Below are 20,987 nucleotides of genomic sequence, written 5' to 3'. Positions count from 1 at the left end.
ACGGATTTAAGCGAGGCTTGAGGGGAGCTTTAAGGGGCGGGAGTAACCCAAGAAAGCAAACGAATTGCTGGTTTATCCAGCTCATCCACATCCTTGGTGAGCAGAATTTCGGTGTCAGATTTGCGGCTGATATCAAAGGTTCCAGGCAGAATTTCCACCATGCGGTCATGGATCATAAGCTCTTGACCTTGGCAATCATCAGGTAATTTATCAAAATCCAGATCAGTGAAGGTGACTTTATCTGCCTCCGTCACGGTGGATTTTTCACCAGCTTTTTCAAAATTGGCATTGCCCGTAAAGCGCACGCAGCTGCTAAAACCGGAAAATGATGCCATGCCAAAATCTAGGCTGGGCTGAGAAATCACGAGGTCACTAACCGCATTTGCCTCATCCGGGGAGGAATAAATATTGGTTACCAGCCAGGTGGAATCAGTCATTTCCACACGGTCTGAACCACAGGAAGTAAGCCCCAAAGTCAGCGGAATCAGAGACAAGGCGGCAAGAAGTTTAGGCTTTGGCATTGTCGCCCGCCTCCTTTAGGCAATCGAGGAAACTATTAGCCCACACATTAACGTCATGGGTATAAACCTGCTCGCTGCTGGCCTGCATGCGTGCCCGCGCCGACGCTGGGTTTTGGCGCAGATCATAAACTGCCGCCACCATCTGCCGTTTAACAGACTCCAAGTCAAAAGGATTACATAAATACGCGCCAGAAAGTTCAGCAGCTGCACCAGCAAATTCCGACAACACCAGCGCGCCACTGCCATCGCGATGATTGGCCACAAACTCCTTGGCCACCAAATTCATGCCATCTTTAAAAGGCGTGACCAGCATAACATCGGCAGCAGAATACAAAATCTGCAGCTCAGACTTAAGTAAAGAACGGTGCAAATAATGCACCACGGGGTGACCCATCCGACCAAAACGGCCATTGATACGACCCACCGCCTCTTCAACCTGCGAGCGCGAGACCTGATAATGCTCAATGCGCTCACGCGAAGGCGTGGCAACCTGCAATAACACAGCCTTCTCCGGATCCAGTGCGCCAGCCTCGAGCAGCTGCTCAAAAGCAAGCAGACGCTGCAAAATGCCCTTGGTATAATCCAGGCGGTCAACACCAAGGAAGACGGTTTCGGGGTCACCCAAGTCATTTAAAAGCGCTTTAACAGCGCTTTTCGACGCTTTCCCGAAGGCACTGACATCAATAGAAATGGGGAATGCTCCCACCCCTACATTGCGGTCATCTGCAGTTCTAATGAAAGTACCCAGCTCACGAATCTTGGCGTTGCCAAAAACTTCTAACTCATCGGGCTGACCAGTATGTGAACCTGCAGTACCTGCTACCTGCTTGGTGAGGGCGAGGAAGTTTTCGGCATTCTGAATAAGGTGGAAGCCCACCAAATCCGCGCCCAGCATGCCGCGCACAATTTCTTCGCGCCAAGGAAGTTGTCGGAAAAGATCCGGCGAAGGAAAAGGAATGTGCAGGAAGAAGCCAATTTTGAGGTCTGGGCGTAGTTGCCGCAAAATGCCCGGCACCAAAAGCAATTGATAATCCTGCACCCAGACGGTGGCATTGGGAGCAGAAACGTGGGCTACAGCCTCGGCAAATTTGAGGTTGACCTCGCGGAAAGCCTGCCACCAATCAGTGTTATAAACCGGTGGCACAATGAGGTCATGAAAAAGGGGCCACAGAGTGGCATTGGAAAAGCCCTCATAAAAGCCCTCAAAATCACTGCTGGTTAGTTTGACCGGGTGCAGCAAAACTCCGGTATCGGTGCGGAAAGGCTCCGGTGCCACATCTACAGTTCCAGGCCAGCCCACCCAACATCCGCGATGTTGTTCAAGAACGGGAGAAAGCCCCGTGACAAGGCCACCGGGGCTCGGGGAAATGCTATAAGTGCCATCCGGGTGGACGGTCATGTCCACCGGTAGGCGATTGGCAACTACAACAAAACTATTGGAGGCTTCCATAAACTCTAAGTTTAGGACTTCTTAGTCGTCTTCTTAGCAGTGGTCTTCTTTGTAGTCTTTTTAGCAGTGGTTTTCTTAGCAGTAGCCTTCTTGGCTGCCTTCTTTGCAGGTGCCTTGCGGGTGCGCTTAGCGGCCTTCTTTGGCTGAGATTCTTCGTGCTCAGCGGCTACTTTGGAGTAGCGCAAGCCCTGTGGTTCCACGCCGAGCATGCACATCAAGGTCACACCATCAAAGAAATCTTTGGAATAGGTGGCTACAATCCTGCGAGCTCCGGCAGCGGTCTCCTCTTCGACAGCGTGAAGTGACTCTGGGGTGGGACGGGTGTCCGTGATTTTGGCCGGCAAGGATCCTCCTGAAGGGTAAAAAGCGATCGACCCTGTATTCTACGCTATTTATTGCACTAGTGCCTAAGCAGGTAGCTTAGCTGCGAGGCTGGTTGTAGAGGTTATTCTTCTGCTTTCGCTTTTGACGCCGTGGCTTGGGCTGAATGTCTTGGAAGGAAAAGGCATTGGCCTTGGTGAAGGCGCGATAAGGATTAAAGCGTGGCGGACGGCGCAGACGACGCGCAATCCACTCGCCCAAGACCACACCGGCTGCTAGCGCAGAAGCTGTGGCCAAAGCAACGGCAATATTGGTAAAGCCAATGAGGGTTTGCTCATGGAGTGAGGCGTACATGCCGCGGTAAATCGCCAGACCCGGCAGCATCGGAGTAATGCCAGCAATGGCCACAATCAGCGGTGGAATGAGGAATCGACGAGCCAAAAGACCACCGGTAAAACCAACGGCGGTTGCAGCTACCGCAGCCGCAAACACTGGCCCTGCATAGAGCAGCACAAAATAATAAAAAGCCGAACCCATAAAAGCAGTAAGACCAGCGATAACTACCGATGACCACTCGGCATAACAACCCACAGAGAAGCCAGCTGCTGCAATTCCGCCTGCGATAACCCGCGCCAATATAGAGGAAGGATTAGGAGCGGTTGCTGTTTCCATTGGCGGCAACAAAATGTCGAGTGCTCCAGATAACTGAATGCCAAGACCAACACCCGCCACAATTCCGCCGGTAAATAGCAGCGTTTCAAAAAAGCGGGCACTTGCCGTGACCGGAGCACCGGTAATGCCATCTTGGAGGGATTGCACCAGGGTCAAACCTGCCAGCAGCACCACGATCCCCGAGGCAATAATCTGGCTGGGTTTGATCTCTAGGCCAAATTGCAGTGCCAAGCTATAGGCCACCGCAGCTGGGATTGTGGCAATTAGGCCACCCACGACATTTTGGAAGAACAGTGGCAACCCGTGCTTTCCTAAAAATGCTGAGGTGGCGATGATGATTGCCGAGGTAAGGAAAGCAATAAGGGAAACCTGCCAACCGCCGCCGAGCAAAACTGCCACTGAGCCACCCATTGTTGCCCATCCCATTAGTGCAGTGCGGAAGCCATAGGATGCGGGTGATTTTTCCAGATCATCCAAAATCTTCTCAGCTACCTCTGGCGGGGTGGCGCCAGCTTGGATGGACCTGATTAGACGGTCAACTTCGGAGAGCTTGGAAAAGTTTGTATCGAGTTTGCCAACCACGCGGAAGATGTTGACTGGCATCTTCTTTTCACTACCGATATTGGTAAAGATGGTGATGGTATTGAGCGTGATATCAACATGGGCATAGTAAAGACCATATGCTGAGGTAACGGCCCTAATTTGAACTTTGGTATCACTGTTGGATGTGCCTGAGGATAACAAAATATCCCCGATCCTTGCAGCAAGATCCATCACGCCTGCTACCTGGCTATGATCGGTGAGATCAATAGGCGCAAGTGGTGAAGGTGGGGGAGCGGCTTTTGCAGCGTCAACGGTAGAGATGCGACCGCGACGGGTGGCAAAACTTAGTATCCGTTGGAAAATTTCTTGCAAGGAATTAGATCCAATCACGGTTGTTTTTCGCGGGGTGTACCTGCCACTTTAGCGCCGAATTCCCTTGGTGCTAATCAATGCGCTACGATACCTTTTTGTATCTGATGCTTGACATCATATGCGGTGCTGGAGTGGCGCAATTGGTAGCGCAACGCACTTGTAATGCGTAGGTTGTGGGTTCAAGTCCCATCTCCAGCTCACTTTGAAAAATTAGTTCACCTGCAGGAAATGCTGCGCTACCTCCCTCGTGGTAGAAAGTAAGAAATTAACTACTGTGAGGCTGTAAGCCCGTTTAGTTTTTTACTTAGGGGATTCGGGGGAGAGTTTGATGGGTAGCACTATACCTGTCTGGGGTGCAGTTATTTTGGCTGTTTCAGTTGCACTGTTAACCCAAGCTGGCTCTTTAATTATTCAACGAATTCAGCTTCGTGCAGAGCAAGATCGTCGGCGCGTTGAAGAATGGCACCGTAACTTACGGTGGGCGGTTGAATTGATATCTAAGGGGGATAATAGATCCATCGTGATGGGCGTTGGAGCTTTAGGTGCCCTTGATGATAGGAGTGGTCTAAACGAGGGGGATCAAAATTTGATAGATAACATTTTGCTAGCGGTAGTGGATTATCGGGAGGCTAAAGAGGATAATGGGGAAACTAAGGAACCCATTGAACCCGATCAACCTCCTGGAGGTGAATTGACATGACCGTACCATCCACCAAAGAAAACTTGTACCATGAGGCGACTCCAGGACAAGTTGCTGCTGCCCGCTTGTTGGTTAAGCGTGAGCAAGAAAATAAGATCACTGTCTCCCTCAATGATCGGATTCGCCGAATCGCTGCTCAGGGTCAAGATCAAGCACCTCTTAAACTGGATCGCAACAAGAGGAAACGCCACCGCTAAACTAACTTCGTATAGGCAATCGCTAGACGGGGTGATTGTAAGGTCGCCTAAAAACAAGATGTTTATACCGGTGATGCTTCCTCAATATCGGCTGTGGACGGGTGCAGGCTATCCTGCCGATTCGCAAGTCAACCTAACCTCGGGCTCAAAGTCCGAGGTTTTGCTTTATGCTGCGCCCGAACCAGGGCTAAACTCAACCAGCCATTTTCAAGGCGCTCAAAGAAAAAATAGTCAGTTTAAACACCGCTGCGTATCCTCTATTGCATTTTTTCAGGTTTTATGAACACAATTTTCCCAGCTTCCCGGGGGTAGTTTATGCAGCTAAGACCCTCATATTTAGAAATATTCTAAAAACCTATTGCACTTATTCCGCTTAATGCACTACATTTTACCCCTATCAATATTCACTAAAGTTAGGCTTAGGTAACTTCTGGTGGCCTTAGCTAAGTGTGCCATCTGACCTGGCCAACTTTCCTACTGAACCGAGGCACTTGTGCTTTATGCCAATCTCCTCATCGGATTGCGTGAAGGGTTGGAAGCCACCATGGTGGTTACCATCCTGGCGGCATATCTGACTAAGACAGGGCGTAAGAATGAACGTCCATTTCTTTTTGCCGGCGTAGCTGCGGCATTGGTCTTTACGGCAATCAGCTTCGCTATTCTCCACTTTGGCACCAAAACCCTCACCACCCAGGGTCAAGAACTCATCGGTGGCATTGCCTCCATCGTCACTGTCGCCATGATTACTTGGATGCTGTTGTGGATGGGTAAAGCTGCCAAAAATATGTCCGCAGAGCTCAAGGGGCGAATGGAAGCCGCAGTTGGGCCCAAAGCAGTATTTTTTGTGGCCTTCCTAGCGGTAGGCCGCGAAGGCATTGAAACTATCCTGCTCATCTTTGATTCGGTGACCTCCAGCAATAGCACTCCCTTTATCGGCTTGGCCATTGGCATTGTCATCGCCGTGATTATCGGCATTCTCATGTACAAGGGTGCAATTCGCGTTGATATCGGAAAGCTCTTCCGGATCTTGGGCATCATGCTGGTGCTGGTCGCGGCCGGAATCCTGCGCTATGGCATTCATGATCTCCAAGAGGCAGGTGTCCTGCCAGGCCTAAATTCCCATGCCTTCGATATCTCCGCAGTTCTAGTCCCGGGCACGTGGTACGCCGCAGCACTTGAGGGTGTTTTCAACATCGTGCCAAATCCCACCGTGTTGTCCTTCGCAGCCTGGGCCACCTACCTGGTCGTCGTGATGTTCCTTTTCCTTCGTTCAAACAAGTCAGTACCTAAGAAAACCGCTCCTGCATCAACAGCTCCACAGAAAGCAGCTTCCACCAATGTCTAAGCGTTACGTCTCTGTTTCCCTCCGCGCAGTTCCAACCACCCTCGCAATCAGTTTGTTGCTGGTAGGTTGTGCTGACAAAGCAGCCGAAGGCAGTGCTGTTATTGATGTAAACGCAGATGACACCACCTGTGAGGTAGCCACCACTGACCTTTCCACTGGTTCCACCACCTTCAATGTGGTTAATAATGGCACCAAAACCAATGAGTTTTATATCACCACCAGCAATGGTCGAGTCCTGGGTGAAGTAGAAAATATTGGCCCCGGCGCTACCCGTACCTTGGTTGTGGAATTCCAAGAAGCTGGTGAATACACCACCCTGTGCAAGCCAGGCATGGTTGGCGATGGCATCACGGGCACTATCCAAGTCACCGGTGAATCCGTGAATTCCGCCGAGGGAGATGCAGCCTTGACTGAAGCAGTAGAAAATTACACCTCCTATGTGCGTTCCCAGGCTGAAAACCTGCAGGGAGTAAGCGCAACATTCGTCGACGCCATTAATGCAGGTGATGTTGAACTTGCTAAATCCCTCTTTGCCCAGGTCCGTACGCCATATGAGCGCATTGAGCCAGTGGCAGAATCCTTCCCTAATGATCTGGATCCTCGTATTGACCTGCGCGAAGCAGACCTCGCCGAAGGTGATACCTGGACTGGCTTCCACGCCATCGAAAAGGATCTGTGGGTAAATGGTGCAATCACCGATACCACCAAGCAAAACGCTAATCAGCTGGCCTTGGACCTCCAGGAACTTGTTGACGGCGTGAACTCTGCAGAGTTTGAACTCACCCCAGTGCAGATTGCTACCGGTGCGCAGGGCTTGCTCGATGAGATCGCAACCTCCAAGATCACCGGTGAGGAGGACATTTTCTCCCACACGGACCTCTATGATTTCCAGGCCAACCTGGACGGCAGCCGTGCCGCCATCGCCTCCTTGGAAAAGCCATTGGAAGAGCGTAAGTCAGGCATGTTGGCAGAGATCAACACCCGTTTTGATGCGGTTCAGGCAGAGCTGGATAAACACCGCGAGGGCGACGGCTTTGTCAGTTATGACCAGGTCGATGATGCTGAGCGCAAGGCACTTTCCACTGCTCTTGATCATCTAACCGAAGAAGTATCCAAGGTTCAAAGCGTAATTTCTGAGTAACCATGTCTGAAAACACCTCAACCTCCACAGGCGTTAGTCGCCGTGGCTTCCTCACTGCCATGGGCATCGGCGCTGGTGTCGGTGTGCTCGCCGGTGGCGGGGGAGCAGTGGCCTATTCCAAGGCCACAGAGAAAACCCCCAGCGAATCCACTGTCGCTTTCCGGGGCAGCAATCAAGCAGGAATCACCACTGCTCAGCAAAACCACCTGCATATTGTGGCCCTGGATGTCCTCACCGACGACCCCACTGAGCTTAAAAATATGCTGACCACCTGGTCGCAAATGGCAGAAAGAATGACGCAGGGGTTGCCAGCTGCGGAAGTAGGCGCGGAAAACGAGTACAGCGTCCCCGTCGATTCCGGCGAGGCGCACGACCTCGGTGCGCAAAACCTCACCATAACCCTCGGTTACGGTCCTACGCTTTTCGACGCTCGCTTCGGCCTGGTCGACAAAAAGCCGGCCCACCTCAACCCCTTGCCAACTTTTCCTGGTGATCAACTCCGTGAGGAACTTTGCGATGGCGATATCGTCATCCAGGCCTGCGCCGATGATCCACAGGTGGCAGTCCACGCCATTAGAAACCTGGTTCGCGCAGGCAGTGGCGTGGTAGAAGTGCGCTGGTCACAGCTGGGCTATGGACGTGCAAGCTCCACCAGTGCCGAACAATCCACCCCGCGCAATCTTTTTGGTTTTAAAGACGGCACCCGCAATATCCGTTCCGATGAAACCGAAGATCTCAACGAGTTTGTGTGGTCGGATGAGGCTGGCTGGATGGAAGGCGGATCCTATTTGTGTGCCCGCCGTATCCGTATGTTGCTAGAGCTTTGGGACCGTCAAAACCTTGGCGAACAACAAGCTACTTTTGCGCGCTTCCGTTCTTCTGGCGCCCCGCTTGGTACTGCTGATGATCCGGAGCAAGAGTTCGCAGCAGTGCCCTTCAACCTTATTTATGGTCGGGAACCTGCCATCCCAGTAGATTCCCACGTCTTTCTATCACACCCCGAAAACAATGGTGGCGCCCGAATTCTGCGCAGGGCTTATAACTTTGTCGAAGGCTCGGATACTTTTGGGCACCTTTCTGCCGGGCTATTCTTTATTACCTTTGCTGCCAATCCAGATGCAACCTTTATTCCATTGCAAATGCGCCTGGCACGTAATGACCGTATGAATGAGTATGTCCGTTATGAATCCAAGGCAATTTTCGCTTGCCCTCGGGGCCTAAAAGATGGCGAAGACTGGGGCACGCAGCTCTTTAATAGCTAGTTTTCTCTAGGCTGGGCACTATTCGCTGACCCAGCATTAGAGAAAGGAGCACAATTATGAGCTCAGGATTTAGCCCCGCAGAACTTGAAGCCATGAAGCAGCGTGCTGCAGAACTCCGTGCAGCAGCTGCCGGTGGGACCGGAAGCAAAAAGAAGGAAAGGGAAGCGGCAGATTGTGATGCCGCTATCGCAGCCTTGGAGGGCGTAGACCGTGAAGTCGCCCAACTTCTGCACAAGGTTGTTAAGGAAGAAGCCCCGCACCTTGATCCCAAAACCTGGTACGGATTCCCCTCTTATGCCCGCGATGGCAAGGTTGTGGTCTTTTATCAGCCCGCCTCAAAATTTGGCACCCGCTATGGATCTGTCGGTTTTAATGAGGATGCCTTCCTCGACGATGGCGAATTTTGGCCCACCTCTTATGCCGTTACTGCAGTAAGTGACAAGTTTGAGGCCAAGCTTCGGGGACTGGTTGGCAAAGCCGCCGGATAACGCTCAGCCCACAAAAGCATAAAATATGTGCGGGAATTATGGCTTTTTCTAAATTCCTCAGGCTGCAAGCGCGTAAAGTTATGGCATGGGAAAGTTACTTTTTGTAGATATCGGCGGCACCCTCGTGGACTACTCCAATAATCTTCCGAACTCCGCCATTGATGCCATTCGCCAGGCCCGCGCAAACGGCCACCGGGTTTACCTAAGCTCGGGACGCAGCAGCGCTGAAGTTAGTGCTCAACTGTGGAATATCGGCGTTGATGGTTTTATTGGAGCCAATGGCGGTTATGTGGAAAGTGCACAGGAAACCGTATTCCACCGTCGCCTTTCTGGTGAGGAAACTCGACATATTAGCCAATGGCTCTATGACCGCGGTCTGGAGTTTTATTTGGAATCCAATAATGGCCTCTATGCCAGCCGGAATTTCCGCACCGCAGCCGAGCCTGTGCTGGCCAAGCTGACAGAAAATTCCACCGTGACGGTCGAAAGCATGTATCCCCAGATGTTTTGGGATAACAGCCTTGAGCGTGATGATGTGAATAAGATCAGCTATATCTTCAATTCTGAAGAGGATCTTCAAGCAGCTCGTGAGGCCTTCCCCAATTTGGAGCACACCACCTGGGGCGGTTCCCAAGGCGCACTTTTTGGCACAATCGGCGTCGCTGTTAACAAGAAGATTGGTGTTGACCAGCTGCTGAAGTACCTCAATGCTGACCGCGCTGAGACCATTGCCTTTGGTGATAGTGATGAGGATCTTTCACTCTTTGAGGCCAGCGCTTATGGCGTTGCCATGGGCGAGGCCTCACAGACCCTCAAGGCTGCGGCGGATCTGGTTACGGACCCGGTTGCAGAAGATGGCCTGCGCAACGCCTTTATTAAGTTGGACTTAATCGAGGCTTAGCTCTTGAGCTGCTGTTGGAGGTTTCACCCACAGCAGCAGCACCATTCCGAGCAGCAGCACCAGCGCAATGGCCAGCACACCGGTGCGATCGGTGCCACTCAGCGCCACAAAAATGCCAAAAAGGGCGGGCGAAATCCAACTCACCGCGCGCCCCGCGGTGGCATAAAGGCCGAAGAGCTGGCCCTCCTGGCCATCAGGGGACAGGCGTGTCAAAAAGCTTCTCGACGCAGACTGCGCCGGCCCGACAAACGCACAAAGGATCAGGCCAAAGATCCAAAAGTTCACTGGACCTGAGACAAAATAGAGCACCACTGCATCAATAATCATGAGCAGCAGGGATCCGATAATGATTGGTTTGGGGCCAATTTTGTCGTCTAAGAATCCACCGAGGATGGCTCCCAAAGCGGAGATAACATTGGCGGCCACTCCGAATAACAAAACATCGCCAGCAGATAGCCCATAGACCGACACTGCCAAAATGGCGCCGAAGGTAAATACTCCCGCTAGGCCATCGCGGAAAACCGCTGCAGCAATGAGGAAAAATACGGAGTTAAGATCGCGTTTCCATAGCTGCTTAATCTGCTGGAAAAGATCAGCATAGGCCGCAATAATGCCCTTGGGCTGGGCTTGTGCCTCCACCTGGGCGGGGATTTCCGGAACGCGGAGCAGTGCGGGGATAGCCGAAACCAAAAACCACAGGGCTGCAAAAAGGGCCACCATGCGGATATTAAAGCCCTCGGCTTCCGGTAAATTGAGCAATCCCCGGGTTTCACCCTCGCCCGCAACAAAACCGAAATAGCAGGCCAGGAGCAAAATAATGCCCCCGAAATAGCCCATGGACCAGCCGAAACCTGAGATTCTGCCTACATTGTTGCGGTTGGAGATCTGCCCTAGCTGGGCGTAGTACTGAACTTCGGCAAACTCAAAGGCGATATTACCTAGTGCCATGAGTAGGACACCCAACCAAAAATAGTTGGGGTCGGTGTTCTTGACGGCAAAAAGACAAAACATTAAGAAGATGGTGACCAGGGTCCATAAACGCAGGGATTTCCGGCGCGTACCGCGGATATCAGAGCGTCGTCCCATCACTGGAGCAACCAGTGCCACGATGACACCGGCAATGGCAACCGCACCGGAGTACAAAGAGGTGGCATTAGAACCGGCCGGAAGTGTCGCTCCTACAGACTCAGTGAGGTAGACCGAGAAGATAAAAGTAACCAGCACTGCATTGAAGGAGGCTGATCCCCAGTCCCAAAAAGCCCAGGAAATTATGGGGGCTTTAGTTTTAGTTTTCTCCGGTGCCGTGACAGTCATGGCTAAGACTTTAAAGCAGAAAAGGGCTAAAGGCTTGGGATAAGATCCAAAATTGTTTCCAACATGGCCTGGCGCTGCGCAGTTGTGAGCACCTCATCGTGAATGTAGTCATGGACAAAAAGTCCATCGGCTGCCAGCTGCACCAAATAAACGGCGCGCTTATGCGCGCTGTTTTCGAGGCCTTCGGCCGAGGGGATCCAGCGCTCGTTGACTCGCCTCCAGGCGTTGAGGAAATCGGGGTGGGAGGGCGCGTCGATAAGCAAAAGTAGTTCTGGGCGCGAGACGTTGTCGGTCAGGGTAATCACCACCGCGCGCAGGCGCTCAAGAGGGGCTGCGCTGTCGCCGGCGATGGCGAGGAGTTCGGTTTCCCAATCGGCGGCCAGAAGTTCATGCATGCCCAATAAAAGCTCGTGCTTGCTGGGGAAATGATAAATCAGGCCGGATTTGGAGAGTCCGGTGGCTTCTGCGAGGGAATCGTAGCTGAGGGCATCGATGCTGTTCTCGCCGATGTAGGTGATGGCGGTGCGCAGGATGGTTTCTTTTTTACTGGTGCGCATGGGAGGTTCCTTTGGGGTTGCCGCGGAAGAAGAAGGCGGTGACGGCTGCAGCAAAAAGCGCGCAGCATAGGGCGATGGTCAAAATATTGAGATATGCAGTGTCAAGGGCAGCACTAGCGGCGGCTCCATAAACCGCATCGTGGACACCGGCGGAGAAATTATCAGCCACCTCGGATGGGGCATGGAGCGCATAAAAAGTGGGGAAGAGGCTGCCCAAAATAGCCACAGATAATAAGGTGCCAAACTCATAGGAGACTTCTTCCACTGAGGAGGCCATGCCTGCTTTAGAAACCGGTGCAGAGCCAATGATCGCGGTGGAAGCAACCGAGAACACGGCACCCGTGCCCACGCCAATGAACAATAGCCCGAGGCTAAATAGGGCGATTTCCTCGGAGTGGCTTGTACCCCACAAACACAGACAAATTCCGAGCGCAGTGGCAATAAAACCGCCACAAATCAGGTTTCTAAAGCCCCAACGGTGCAGGTTGGCGCCACCAATAATGGACATGGGGAAGCTGGCGATCGCAATGGGCAGCATGAGTAGTCCCGCTTCCAAAGGGCTAAAACCGGAGGAGAGCTGGAAGCGCTGGGAGGTGGTCATCTCAATTCCGGAGATGGCAAACATGGAAAAACCGGCGGCGATAACGCCCCCGCTAAACAGTGGGTTGCGGAAAAGGGAAGCGTCGAAAAGCGGTTCTTTAATCTTTTTTTGGCGTTTGCTAAAGCTCACTGCGCCGCCGACGGAGATGATAAGTGCCAGGCCGATGACCGCCCAGCTGCGGGTGGGCGAGACTGCTTCTTTGATGGCCAGAATGAGAAAAGCCAAGGTAAACAGGGCAAAAAGGGAGGAAAGGAAATCCCACTGTTTTTCAGGGTTGGGGATGTTTCCGGGGGCCACGATGATGGTGGCGATGACTGCGATGATCGCAACGGGGACATTGATGAGGAAGACCGAACCCCACCAAAAGTACTCCAACAAGGTGCCACCGATAATGGGGCCGAGAGCTGCGCCGATAATCGCCACCGATCCCCATACGCCGATGGCGGTATTTCTTTCGCGTTCAGCGGTGAAGGTAATGCGAATTAATGCCAGGGTAGCGGGCATCATGGCTGCTGCGGCAATGCCTAAGAAAGCGCGGGCTGCAATAAGCACTCCGGCCGTGGGGGAGAAAGCTGCAGTAAGGGAGGCTAAACCAAAGATAATCAGGCCACTGAGGAACATTTTTTGGTGGCCGATTTTATCGCCTAAGGTGCCGGTGCCCAGGAGCAGGCCAGCCATCATGAGGGGATAGGCGTTAATGATCCACAGCGCTTGGGTTTCCGTGGTTTCTAAGGCGCTGCGCAATTCTGGCAGTGCGGTATAGAGAATGGAATTGTCTAGGCCAATAAGAAAAAGCCCAGCGCTGATGGCGGCTAAAAAGCCCCAGCGTTGGGCCGGGGTGGTGGCCGCGCTTTGGGGGAAGCTCTCTGTGGTTGCTGGTTTCACAAGGCGTAACTGTAACGAATGGTCGGTATAGTTTCAACTTTGCTGCAGTGGGCGGAATGAGGCACCGGAGTCTGGGGTGGTTTTGCACCTTGCACAGAATGTACAGCTCAGACGCCTAGCCGTGGCAGGGATGTGGAAGTAGGGGCACAATTGAAAAGGTAAGTAACACTATCGCTTGCTTTAAAGCTCAAACAATTAGGAGTGTTCATGGCACATAGCTACGCAGAACAATTGATTGACACACTTGAAGCTCAGGGTGTGAAAAGAATTTTCGGCCTGGTTGGCGATAGCCTCAACCCCATCGTGGACGCAGTACGCCAATCAGATATTGAATGGGTACACGTGCGCAATGAAGAAGCAGCTGCCTTTGCTGCCGGTGCAGAGTCCCTGGTGACCGGTGACTTGGCTGTCTGTGCGGCCTCTTGCGGCCCCGGAAATACTCACCTTATTCAGGGACTTTATGATTCCCACCGCAATGGGGCAAAGGTACTAGCCATTGCGAGCCACATCCCCAGCGCTCAAATAGGTTCCACCTTCTTCCAAGAAACCCACCCGGAAATCCTATTTAAGGAATGCTCCGGCTATTGCGAGATGGTCAATAGTGCAGAACAGGGCGAGCGCATCCTGCACCACGCTATTCAGTCCACCATGGCTGGCAAGGGTGTTTCTGTCATCGTTATCCCAGGTGATATTGCCAAAGAGGAAGCAAGTGATGGCACCTATGTAAACTCCACTATCTCAACTGCTCGCCCCATTGTTTTTCCAGACCCCACCGAAGCAGCAGCCCTGGTGGAAGCAATTAATGAAGCAGATTCCGTCACCCTCTTCTGCGGTGCTGGTGTAAAAAATGCGCGCGCTCAGGTGCTGGAGCTAGCCCAGAAGATCAAGGCTCCCATCGGCCACGCCCTCGGCGGCAAGCAGTATATCCAGCATGAAAATCCCTTTGACGTGGGAATGTCTGGCCTGTTGGGTTATGGCGCCTGCGTTGATGCCTCCAATGAAGCTGACCTTTTGATCCTGCTCGGCACGGACTTCCCATATTCCGACTTCTTGCCCAAGGACAATGTGGCACAGGTGGATATTGATGGTTCCCACATCGGCCGCCGCACTACTGTTAAGTACCCAGTTGTGGGCGATGTCGCTGCCACCATTGAAAATATCCTGCCCCATATTGAGGAAAAGACTGACCGTTCCTTCTTGGACCATATGCTCAAAGAACATGAGCGCAAGCTCAGCACCGTGGTGGAGGCCTATACCCACAAGGTGGAAAAGCACACCCCAATCCACCCTGAGTATGTGGCAGATATCCTCGATGAACTAGCAGCACCTGATGCGGTATTTACCGTGGATACCGGTATGTGCAATGTGTGGCAGGCACGCTATATCAATAACCCCGGCGGTACCAGGGACTTTATTGGTTCCTTCCGTCACGGCACCATGGCCAATGCTCTGCCTCATGCCATCGGCGCGCAGGCAGCAGATCGCAACCGCCAGGTCATCGCCATGTGTGGCGATGGTGGCCTGGGCATGCTCATGGGTGAACTACTCACCGTGAAGCTGCATGAACTGCCCCTCAAGGCTGTGGTGTTCAACAACAGCTCCTTAGGCATGGTGAAGCTGGAAATGCTGGTGGAAGGCCAACCAGAATTTGGCACCGACCATGAGCAGGTGAACTTTGCTGAGATTGCAGCAGCTGTGGGCATTAAGTCCGTGCGCATCACCGATCCCAAGCTGGTACGCGAGCAACTTGCAGAAGCTTTGGCCTACCCCGGACCAGTGCTAATCGACGTAGTCACCGACCCCAATGCGCTCTCCATTCCACCAACCATCACCTGGGAACAGGTTATGGGATTTAGTAAGGCTGCCACCCGCACTGTCTTCGGCGGTGGCGTGGGCACCATGCTGGATATGGCTCGTTCCAACCTGCGCAATATTCCACGGCCATGACCTTAAACACTCCCTTAGAAACTCCAGCGGTACTTATCCACCGCCCACAACTGCTCGCCAATATCGCGCGGATGGCACAGTTGGCGCAGGATAAGGGCATAAAGCTGCGGCCTCATGTGAAAACCCACAAGATCCCGGAAATTGCGCAGCTGCAGCTAGATGCAGGTGCGCAGGGAATTACCTGTGCCACCATCACGGAGGCAGAAGTATTTGGCCGCGCCGGGTTCCCCGATATTTTTATCGCCTATCCCTTGCATTTAAGTGATGCCGCCAAAGCACGGCTTAATGCTTTTCCCGGGAAGGTGAGCATCGGAGTGGACTCTGTCGAAGCTGCGAAAAATCTAGCGGGAGTACGCGCCGATATTAAGGCGTTGATTGAGGTTGATTGCGGGCACCGGCGCAGCGGCGTGCTGCCTGATTCCCCGGAATTGGCGCAGATCTTTCGCGCGCTGGGTGACCGCTACGCTGGTGTTTTTACTTTCCCGGGACATTCTTATGGGCCGGGTAACGCTGCCAGCGCGGCTGCTGCGGAAACCACCGCCCTGCAGGCGTGCGTCGAAAAGCTGGGTGGTGGTTTAAGCTCTGGTGGTTCCTCGCCTTCGGCTGCGTTGAGCAGCGGAATTGATGAGATGCGGCCGGGTGTTTATGTGTTTAATGATGCCCAGCAATTAGATTCCGGGGCGTGCACGCCGGAGGATATTGCACTGACGGTGTTGAGCACGGTGGTGAGCCGAAATGTGGCCGAGCGGCGGGTGATTATGGATGCTGGCAGCAAGATTTTGAGCACCGATAAACCGGCTTGGATTGCAGGGCACGGATTTGTGCAGGGTCATCCGCAGCTGCGTATTAGTGCCCTTTCAGAACACCATGCCACGCTATTTTGGCCTGCTGAGCTGGAACTTCCTGAAATTGGGGCGCAGCTGGAATTGGTGCCCAACCATGCCTGCAATGTGATTAATTTGGTGGATGAGGTCCATGTGGCAGGGGAGAACTTAAGCTGGCAGGTGGCAGCGCGCGGCAAAAACTCCTAAACCAAATTCCTAAACGGCTTGACCTTAACGCGACGTCAAGGACTTAACTAGCTTTATGACTGATCGAACGATTGGCGAGGCAGCGGACCTACTTGGGGTCACCACCCGCACCCTGCGGCATTGGGACCACATCGGGCTGCTGTCCCCGCAGTGGCGCAGCGGCACCGATTATCGCCTTTATACCGAGGCTGAGCTGCAAAAAGGCCTGCAGATTTTGGTGTACCGCGCAGCTGGCCTGCCGCTGAAAGAGATCGCGGAGCTGCTGGTGCAACCAGAAACAGCCCAAGAGCATCTGCGTCGCCAACGCGACTTGCTGCAAAACCAGATCAGTCAGCTGCACCGGATGGTCCGGGCAGTGGATGAAATTTTGGAAAAGGAGCGCGTTAGCGTGAGCGAACAAGTTGAGATTTTTGGCGAGGATCTGCCCAAGTACCAGCAAGAAGCCTATGAGCGCTGGGGCGATACCCCGGAGTGGGAACATTCCCAGCGTGTGCAAAAGTCCATGAGCAAGGCCGATATGCAGGCCGCCAAAGACTCCCATGATGGCTTCATAAAAATGCTTGTCGACGCCGCCACCGCAGGCATCAAACCCGGCTCGGAGGCGGCCAACAAGCTGGTGCGTACCCACCGTGATCTTATTGGACAGTGGTATCCCGTCAGTGCCAACAAACAGGTTATTTTGGCGCGCATGTACGTTGAAGATGAGCGTTTTAACCAGACTTACCAAGGTCACGCGGCATATTTGCTGAGTTTGGTCGAAGCTTTGGCGCAGTCTGAGGGCGTGGATTTAACGGCCGTGAAGTGGGGATAAAGCTGATTTAAACTCTCTCAGTACATTCACAGTTAGTAACCAGCAGTGGGGCAGTTCAAAGGTGTTGACTATGTAGAAGTTGATCATTCCCATCTGGAAGAGATAAAAAATGGAAAACCAAACTGACGGACAAATCCGCGTCCTCGTTGTTGATGACGAGCCAAACATTGTTGAACTGCTGACTGTAAGCCTGAAATTCCAGGGCTTTTCTGTCATGACTGCCAATGACGGCAATGAAGCACTAAAGATTGCCCGCGAATTCCGTCCCGACGCCTACATCCTTGACGTCATGATGCCAGGTATGGACGGCTTTGAGCTGCTCAGCAAGCTGCGTGGCGAAGGCCTGGATAGCCCAGTGCTGTACCTGACTGCAAAGGACGCTGTTGAGCACCGCATCCACGGCCTCACCATCGGCGCTGATGACTATGTGACCAAGCCTTTCTCCCTGGAGGAAGTAATCACCCGTCTGCGTGTAATCCTGCGCCGCGGTGGCACCATCGAGGAAAACTCCTCCGCCACCCTGCAGTATGCAGACCTCACCTTAAATGATGAGACCCACGAGGTGACCAAGGCTGGCGAGCTGATCGATCTTTCCCCAACCGAGTTCAACCTGCTGCGTTACCTCATGCTTAACGCTGAAGTTGTGCTCTCCAAGGCCAAGATCCTGGACAACGTATGGCACTACGATTTCGGTGGCGATGGCAACGTAGTGGAGTCCTACATCTCCTACCTGCGCCGCAAGGTGGACACCCATGAGCCACAGCTCATCCAGACCGTTCGAGGCGTTGGATACGTGCTGCGTACCCCACGTTCTTAAAAGTCCGGTTCTGTGATTTATGGAAAATCCCTATGTTGCTGCCCTAGGTAAAAACTCAGAAGGCGGCTCGACCAACACTGATGCCCCTGAGGTGCTCTTCGATGATGGGAAAGACACCTCAGTAGAGACAGAAGAACCCAAGGTCGGCCCGATCCGCACTGCCGGACGCGCCATGCCGCTGCGCACCAGAATCATTTTGCTGGTGGTTGGCATTGCTGGCCTTGGACTCTTGGTAAATGCCGTCGCGGTTTCAAGCCTGATGCGCGAGGTGTCTTATACCCGCATGGATCAGGATCTGGAATCTGCCATGGGTACCTGGGCGCGAAATGTTGAGCTCTTTAACTTTGATGGTGCCCGCCAGGGCCCGCCCAGCGATTATTACGTGGCGAAGGTATTCCCCGATGGCTCCAGCATCATTTTTAATGATGCCGAATCGGCCCCCGATCTAAGCCAAACCACAATTGGTACCGGCCCACACACCGTGGAAGCCGCAGAAGGTTCAGCTTCCTCAACCCATTGGCGCGTCATGGCTGCCAAAAACGGAGATATTATCACCGTGGTGGGTAAAAGCATGGGCCGCGAATCAACCCTGCTTTATCGCTTAGTGGTAGCCCAGTTGGTTATTGGTGTGCTGATCCTTATTGCCATTTTGATCAGTTCCTTCTTCCTTGTGCGGCGTTCTTTGCGTCCTTTGCGTGAGGTGGAGGAGACGGCTTCAAGAATCGCCGGCGGTGATTTGGATAGGCGTGTGCCAAACTGGCCGATGACAACTGAGGTGGGACAATTGGCTAATGCCCTCAACATTATGTTGGAGCAATTGCAAGCATCAATTATGAACGCCCAGCAAAAAGAGGCACAGATGCGACGTTTTGTGGGAGATGCCTCCCATGAGCTGCGCACTCCGCTGACCTCGGTAAAGGGCTTTACAGAGCTTTATTCCTCCGGGGCGACCCGAGATGCTGATTGGGTGCTTTCCAAAATTGGTGGCGAAGCCCAGCGCATGAGTGTGTTGGTGGAAGATCTTCTCTCGCTGACTCGTGCCGAAGGTCAGCAAATGGAAAAGCATCGCGTCGATATGCTTGAACTGGCACTGGCAGTTCGTGGTTCCTTAAAGGCCGCGTGGCCTGATCGCAGCATCAATGTGTCCAATAAATCTGAAAGCATTCCGGTGGTGGAGGGCGATCCCACCCGTTTGCACCAGGTTTTGACCAACCTGGTTGCCAATGGTCTAAACCACGGTGGCCCTGAGGCTGAGGTGAATATTCAGATTGAGACCGAAGCTGACAATGTGAAGGTCTTGGTTATCGACAATGGCGTTGGTATGTCCAAGGAAGATTCCGAGCATATCTTCGAGCGCTTCTACCGCGCTGATGTCTCGCGTTCGCGGGCTTCAGGTGGTTCCGGCTTGGGCTTGGCGATTACCAAATCCCTGGTTGAAGGCCATGGCGGCACCGTCACTGTAGAAAGCGAACTGGGTAAAGGCACAGTATTTACTATTGTGTTGCCCGCAGTGAAGTAGAAAACATTAAAGGTAGCCACATTCCTGGAGTCTAGAGAATGTGGCTCCTTTTTTATTTGTCTGAGTTGCGCAGACTCAAAGGCAGCGTAATTGCGCCAATGGCTATGGTGGCGCCACCGATCAGAGCAAAGTATTGGATCTCTGCAGCTGGGGTGGAAGGATCATAAAACTCCGACATTGTTCCAGCAAGGGACATTCCAATCGCCAGGGTAAGGAAGTAAAGGGCTGAGAAACGGGTGGCAAATGCGCGCGGAGCATGGTGAGCTACCGCAGCCATGCCACCAGGGCCAATGAGCAGTTCTCCAAGTGAAATAAGCAAAATGCTTAAAGGCAGAACCCATAAAGGTACTGAGGTTGTGCCGGTAAATGGAATGAGCACCAGCATGCCAGAGCCGGAAATTATGACACCGAGGCTGATGCTGCGGCGCAAGGTCAGGCCATGGTTTCCCAATTTGCTCAGAGCAACGGAAAGCGGAATGGAAAAAGCCAGGATATAAAAAGGATTTAGGGATTGTGACCAAGCCGCGGGAACTTCAAAAGATCCCAGCATGCGGTTCACGCGTTCTTGGGAATAAACAGCCAGCACACCATAGGTTTGTCCTTGTAAGGTCCAAAAAGCGGTAGAGCAGATAAAGATGGGGATAAACCCCAGTACCTTCTTCTTTTCTGCAGCGCTAACCTCGTGGTGTTGCAGCGGCAGAATGAAAAGCCATAGCGCAGCCAAGGCTGTCAGTAGTAAAATTCCATTGGCCAGATTTCCGGCACTGATCTTTCCACTAAAAAGCAGCGCAGCCACGGAACCTGCAATAACAATGACACCGCCGATCCAAAGCAAAGCGGTGCGGGGCGTGACGGGCTGTTGGGGAGCAAGGAACATTTGGAGCAGATCTGTGGGCAGGGTTTTAAGCATTGCTGGCCGCAAGGTGAGGTAAATACCCAGGCCAATGGCCATAAGGATAGCTGCTGTCCCAAAGCCAATTTCAAAGTTATAGCGGGTGGAAAGCCAGCCGGTAAGCAGCGGTCCAAGTAGTGCTCCGACGTTAATGCCGAGGTAGAAGTATTGGAACGCCGGATCTGGTTTGGAGGTATCGGTAGTGGGTTCAGCGCTTGATCCCAGCACTGTAATTGCAGAGGTTTTAAGAAAACCAGAACCTAGTGCAATGAGCGTAAGGCCGATGCATAAGCCAGGGTAACCGCCAATGAGAGCCAGGGAAATATGGCCGATCGATACTGAAATTGCACCAGTGAGTAGGGTCATTTCGGCACCAAGCAGGCGATCGCTCACCCAACCCCCGGCCCAGCAACAGAGATAAAGCGTTGCCCCATAGGCGCCGACGAGGGCTGTTGCTTGTTGTTGATCCATACCGAGGCCACCGAGGTTTGCCTCGAAGTAGAGATAGTAGGCGAGCAAAGCCTGCATGCCATAGAAGCTGAAACGCTCCCACATTTCAATGCTGACAATTGAGGCCACTACTCGCCGACGGTCAAATGCTTGTCGTACCACACCTGAACGGTGTTCAATTTTGGTCATAAATGTGATCATAAACCTTTTAAAAGAGTGTTAATCTCAATTTGAAAAGAAAATTGAACAC

At 52.8% G+C, this 20,987-nt stretch carries 20 protein-coding genes and 1 tRNA gene; 13 read left to right on the top strand and 8 right to left on the bottom strand.

Annotated elements, in window-relative coordinates:
* Nucleotides 1-29 precede the first annotated feature (29 nt).
* The 4 genes from SFC07_RS10570 to thrE form a co-directional block, all read right to left on the bottom strand.
* A complete protein-coding gene (locus tag SFC07_RS10570) occupies nt 30-521 on the bottom strand; it encodes a hypothetical protein (RefSeq protein ID WP_411208215.1) in 492 nt (163 codons plus the stop codon).
* On the bottom strand, nt 508-1,971 hold the full coding sequence (locus SFC07_RS10565; RefSeq protein WP_411208214.1) for a trehalose-6-phosphate synthase: 1,464 nt from the start codon (nt 1,969-1,971) through the stop codon (nt 508-510). The genes SFC07_RS10570 and SFC07_RS10565 overlap by 14 nt, the downstream gene beginning before the upstream one ends.
* A gap of 11 nt (nt 1,972-1,982) precedes the next feature.
* Entirely contained in the window at nt 1,983-2,315 is a 333-nt protein-coding gene (locus SFC07_RS10560; protein WP_411208213.1) for a hypothetical protein, read from the bottom strand.
* Nucleotides 2,316-2,391: 76 nt separating this feature from the next.
* On the bottom strand, nt 2,392-3,858 hold the full coding sequence (gene thrE / locus SFC07_RS10555) for a threonine/serine exporter ThrE (protein WP_411208270.1): 1,467 nt from the start codon (nt 3,856-3,858) through the stop codon (nt 2,392-2,394).
* Between the two features lie 146 nt (nt 3,859-4,004).
* On the opposite strand from thrE, the gene SFC07_RS10550 reads away from it, so the two are divergent.
* From SFC07_RS10550 to SFC07_RS10515, 8 genes are all read left to right on the top strand, one after another.
* Nucleotides 4,005-4,077: transfer RNA gene (locus tag SFC07_RS10550), tRNA-Thr, on the top strand.
* A 130-nt stretch (nt 4,078-4,207) separates the two neighbouring features.
* Nucleotides 4,208-4,579 (top strand): hypothetical protein, encoded by a 372-nt coding sequence (locus tag SFC07_RS10545; protein ID WP_411208212.1) that lies wholly within the window; start codon nt 4,208-4,210, stop codon nt 4,577-4,579.
* Complete coding sequence (locus tag SFC07_RS10540; RefSeq protein ID WP_411208211.1) at nt 4,576-4,776, top strand: hypothetical protein; 201 nt, start codon at nt 4,576-4,578, stop codon at nt 4,774-4,776. Before SFC07_RS10545 ends, SFC07_RS10540 begins: the two co-directional genes overlap by 4 nt.
* 493 nt (nt 4,777-5,269) lie before the next feature.
* Complete coding sequence (gene efeU / locus SFC07_RS10535; RefSeq protein ID WP_411208210.1) at nt 5,270-6,121, top strand: iron uptake transporter permease EfeU; 852 nt, start codon at nt 5,270-5,272, stop codon at nt 6,119-6,121.
* A complete protein-coding gene (gene efeO, locus SFC07_RS10530) occupies nt 6,114-7,262 on the top strand; it encodes an iron uptake system protein EfeO (RefSeq protein ID WP_411208209.1) in 1,149 nt (382 codons plus the stop codon). Before efeU ends, efeO begins: the two co-directional genes overlap by 8 nt.
* Nucleotides 7,263-7,264: 2 nt before the next feature.
* Complete coding sequence (gene efeB, locus SFC07_RS10525; RefSeq protein WP_411208208.1) at nt 7,265-8,524, top strand: iron uptake transporter deferrochelatase/peroxidase subunit; 1,260 nt, start codon at nt 7,265-7,267, stop codon at nt 8,522-8,524.
* A 56-nt stretch (nt 8,525-8,580) separates the two neighbouring features.
* Nucleotides 8,581-9,012, top strand: a complete 432-nt coding sequence (locus SFC07_RS10520; RefSeq protein ID WP_411208207.1) for a hypothetical protein — start codon at nt 8,581-8,583, stop codon at nt 9,010-9,012.
* A gap of 85 nt (nt 9,013-9,097) precedes the next feature.
* Nucleotides 9,098-9,913 (top strand): Cof-type HAD-IIB family hydrolase, encoded by an 816-nt coding sequence (locus SFC07_RS10515; RefSeq protein WP_411208206.1) that lies wholly within the window; start codon nt 9,098-9,100, stop codon nt 9,911-9,913.
* On the opposite strand, the gene SFC07_RS10510 is transcribed toward SFC07_RS10515, so the two are convergent.
* From SFC07_RS10510 to SFC07_RS10500, 3 genes are read right to left on the bottom strand one after another with little or no spacing between them, the layout of a single operon-like run.
* Nucleotides 9,899-11,227, bottom strand: a complete 1,329-nt coding sequence (locus SFC07_RS10510; RefSeq protein WP_411208205.1) for an MFS transporter — start codon at nt 11,225-11,227, stop codon at nt 9,899-9,901. The genes SFC07_RS10515 and SFC07_RS10510 overlap by 15 nt on opposite strands.
* Before the next feature lie 26 nt (nt 11,228-11,253).
* A complete protein-coding gene (locus tag SFC07_RS10505) occupies nt 11,254-11,784 on the bottom strand; it encodes a TetR/AcrR family transcriptional regulator (RefSeq protein ID WP_411208204.1) in 531 nt (176 codons plus the stop codon).
* The gene (locus SFC07_RS10500; protein ID WP_411208203.1) at nt 11,771-13,270 is read right to left on the bottom strand and encodes an MFS transporter; all 1,500 of its coding nucleotides are present in this window, start codon (nt 13,268-13,270) and stop codon (nt 11,771-11,773) included. The genes SFC07_RS10505 and SFC07_RS10500 overlap by 14 nt, the downstream gene beginning before the upstream one ends.
* A gap of 207 nt (nt 13,271-13,477) precedes the next feature.
* Between SFC07_RS10500 and SFC07_RS10495 the strand changes: the two genes are divergently transcribed.
* The 5 genes from SFC07_RS10495 to SFC07_RS10475 all read left to right on the top strand — a co-directional run bounded on the left by SFC07_RS10495 (nt 13,478) and on the right by SFC07_RS10475 (nt 19,395).
* Nucleotides 13,478-15,217, top strand: a complete 1,740-nt coding sequence (locus tag SFC07_RS10495) for a pyruvate dehydrogenase (RefSeq protein WP_411208202.1) — start codon at nt 13,478-13,480, stop codon at nt 15,215-15,217.
* Entirely contained in the window at nt 15,214-16,248 is a 1,035-nt protein-coding gene (locus tag SFC07_RS10490) for an alanine racemase (RefSeq protein ID WP_411208201.1), read from the top strand. Before SFC07_RS10495 ends, SFC07_RS10490 begins: the two co-directional genes overlap by 4 nt.
* Nucleotides 16,249-16,303: 55 nt before the next feature.
* On the top strand, nt 16,304-17,059 hold the full coding sequence (locus SFC07_RS10485) for a MerR family transcriptional regulator (RefSeq protein ID WP_411208200.1): 756 nt from the start codon (nt 16,304-16,306) through the stop codon (nt 17,057-17,059).
* Nucleotides 17,060-17,168: 109 nt separating this feature from the next.
* Nucleotides 17,169-17,876: a response regulator transcription factor gene (locus tag SFC07_RS10480; RefSeq protein WP_411208199.1), complete on the top strand. Its 708-nt coding sequence runs from the start codon at nt 17,169-17,171 to the stop codon at nt 17,874-17,876.
* Nucleotides 17,877-17,895: 19 nt separating this feature from the next.
* Complete coding sequence (locus tag SFC07_RS10475; RefSeq protein WP_411208198.1) at nt 17,896-19,395, top strand: sensor histidine kinase; 1,500 nt, start codon at nt 17,896-17,898, stop codon at nt 19,393-19,395.
* A 52-nt stretch (nt 19,396-19,447) separates the two neighbouring features.
* On the opposite strand, the gene SFC07_RS10470 is transcribed toward SFC07_RS10475, so the two are convergent.
* Nucleotides 19,448-20,926 carry a peptide MFS transporter gene (locus tag SFC07_RS10470; protein WP_411208197.1) on the bottom strand — a complete coding sequence of 493 codons (1,479 nt, stop codon included), beginning with the start codon at nt 20,924-20,926 and terminating at the stop codon, nt 19,448-19,450.
* Nucleotides 20,927-20,987 lie beyond the last annotated feature (61 nt).

It is taken from the genome of Corynebacterium callunae, assembly GCF_046592015.1.
In the GTDB taxonomy this organism is placed as follows: domain Bacteria; phylum Actinomycetota; class Actinomycetes; order Mycobacteriales; family Mycobacteriaceae; genus Corynebacterium; species Corynebacterium callunae_A.
This window is presented reverse-complemented; position numbering and strand designations above follow the sequence as displayed.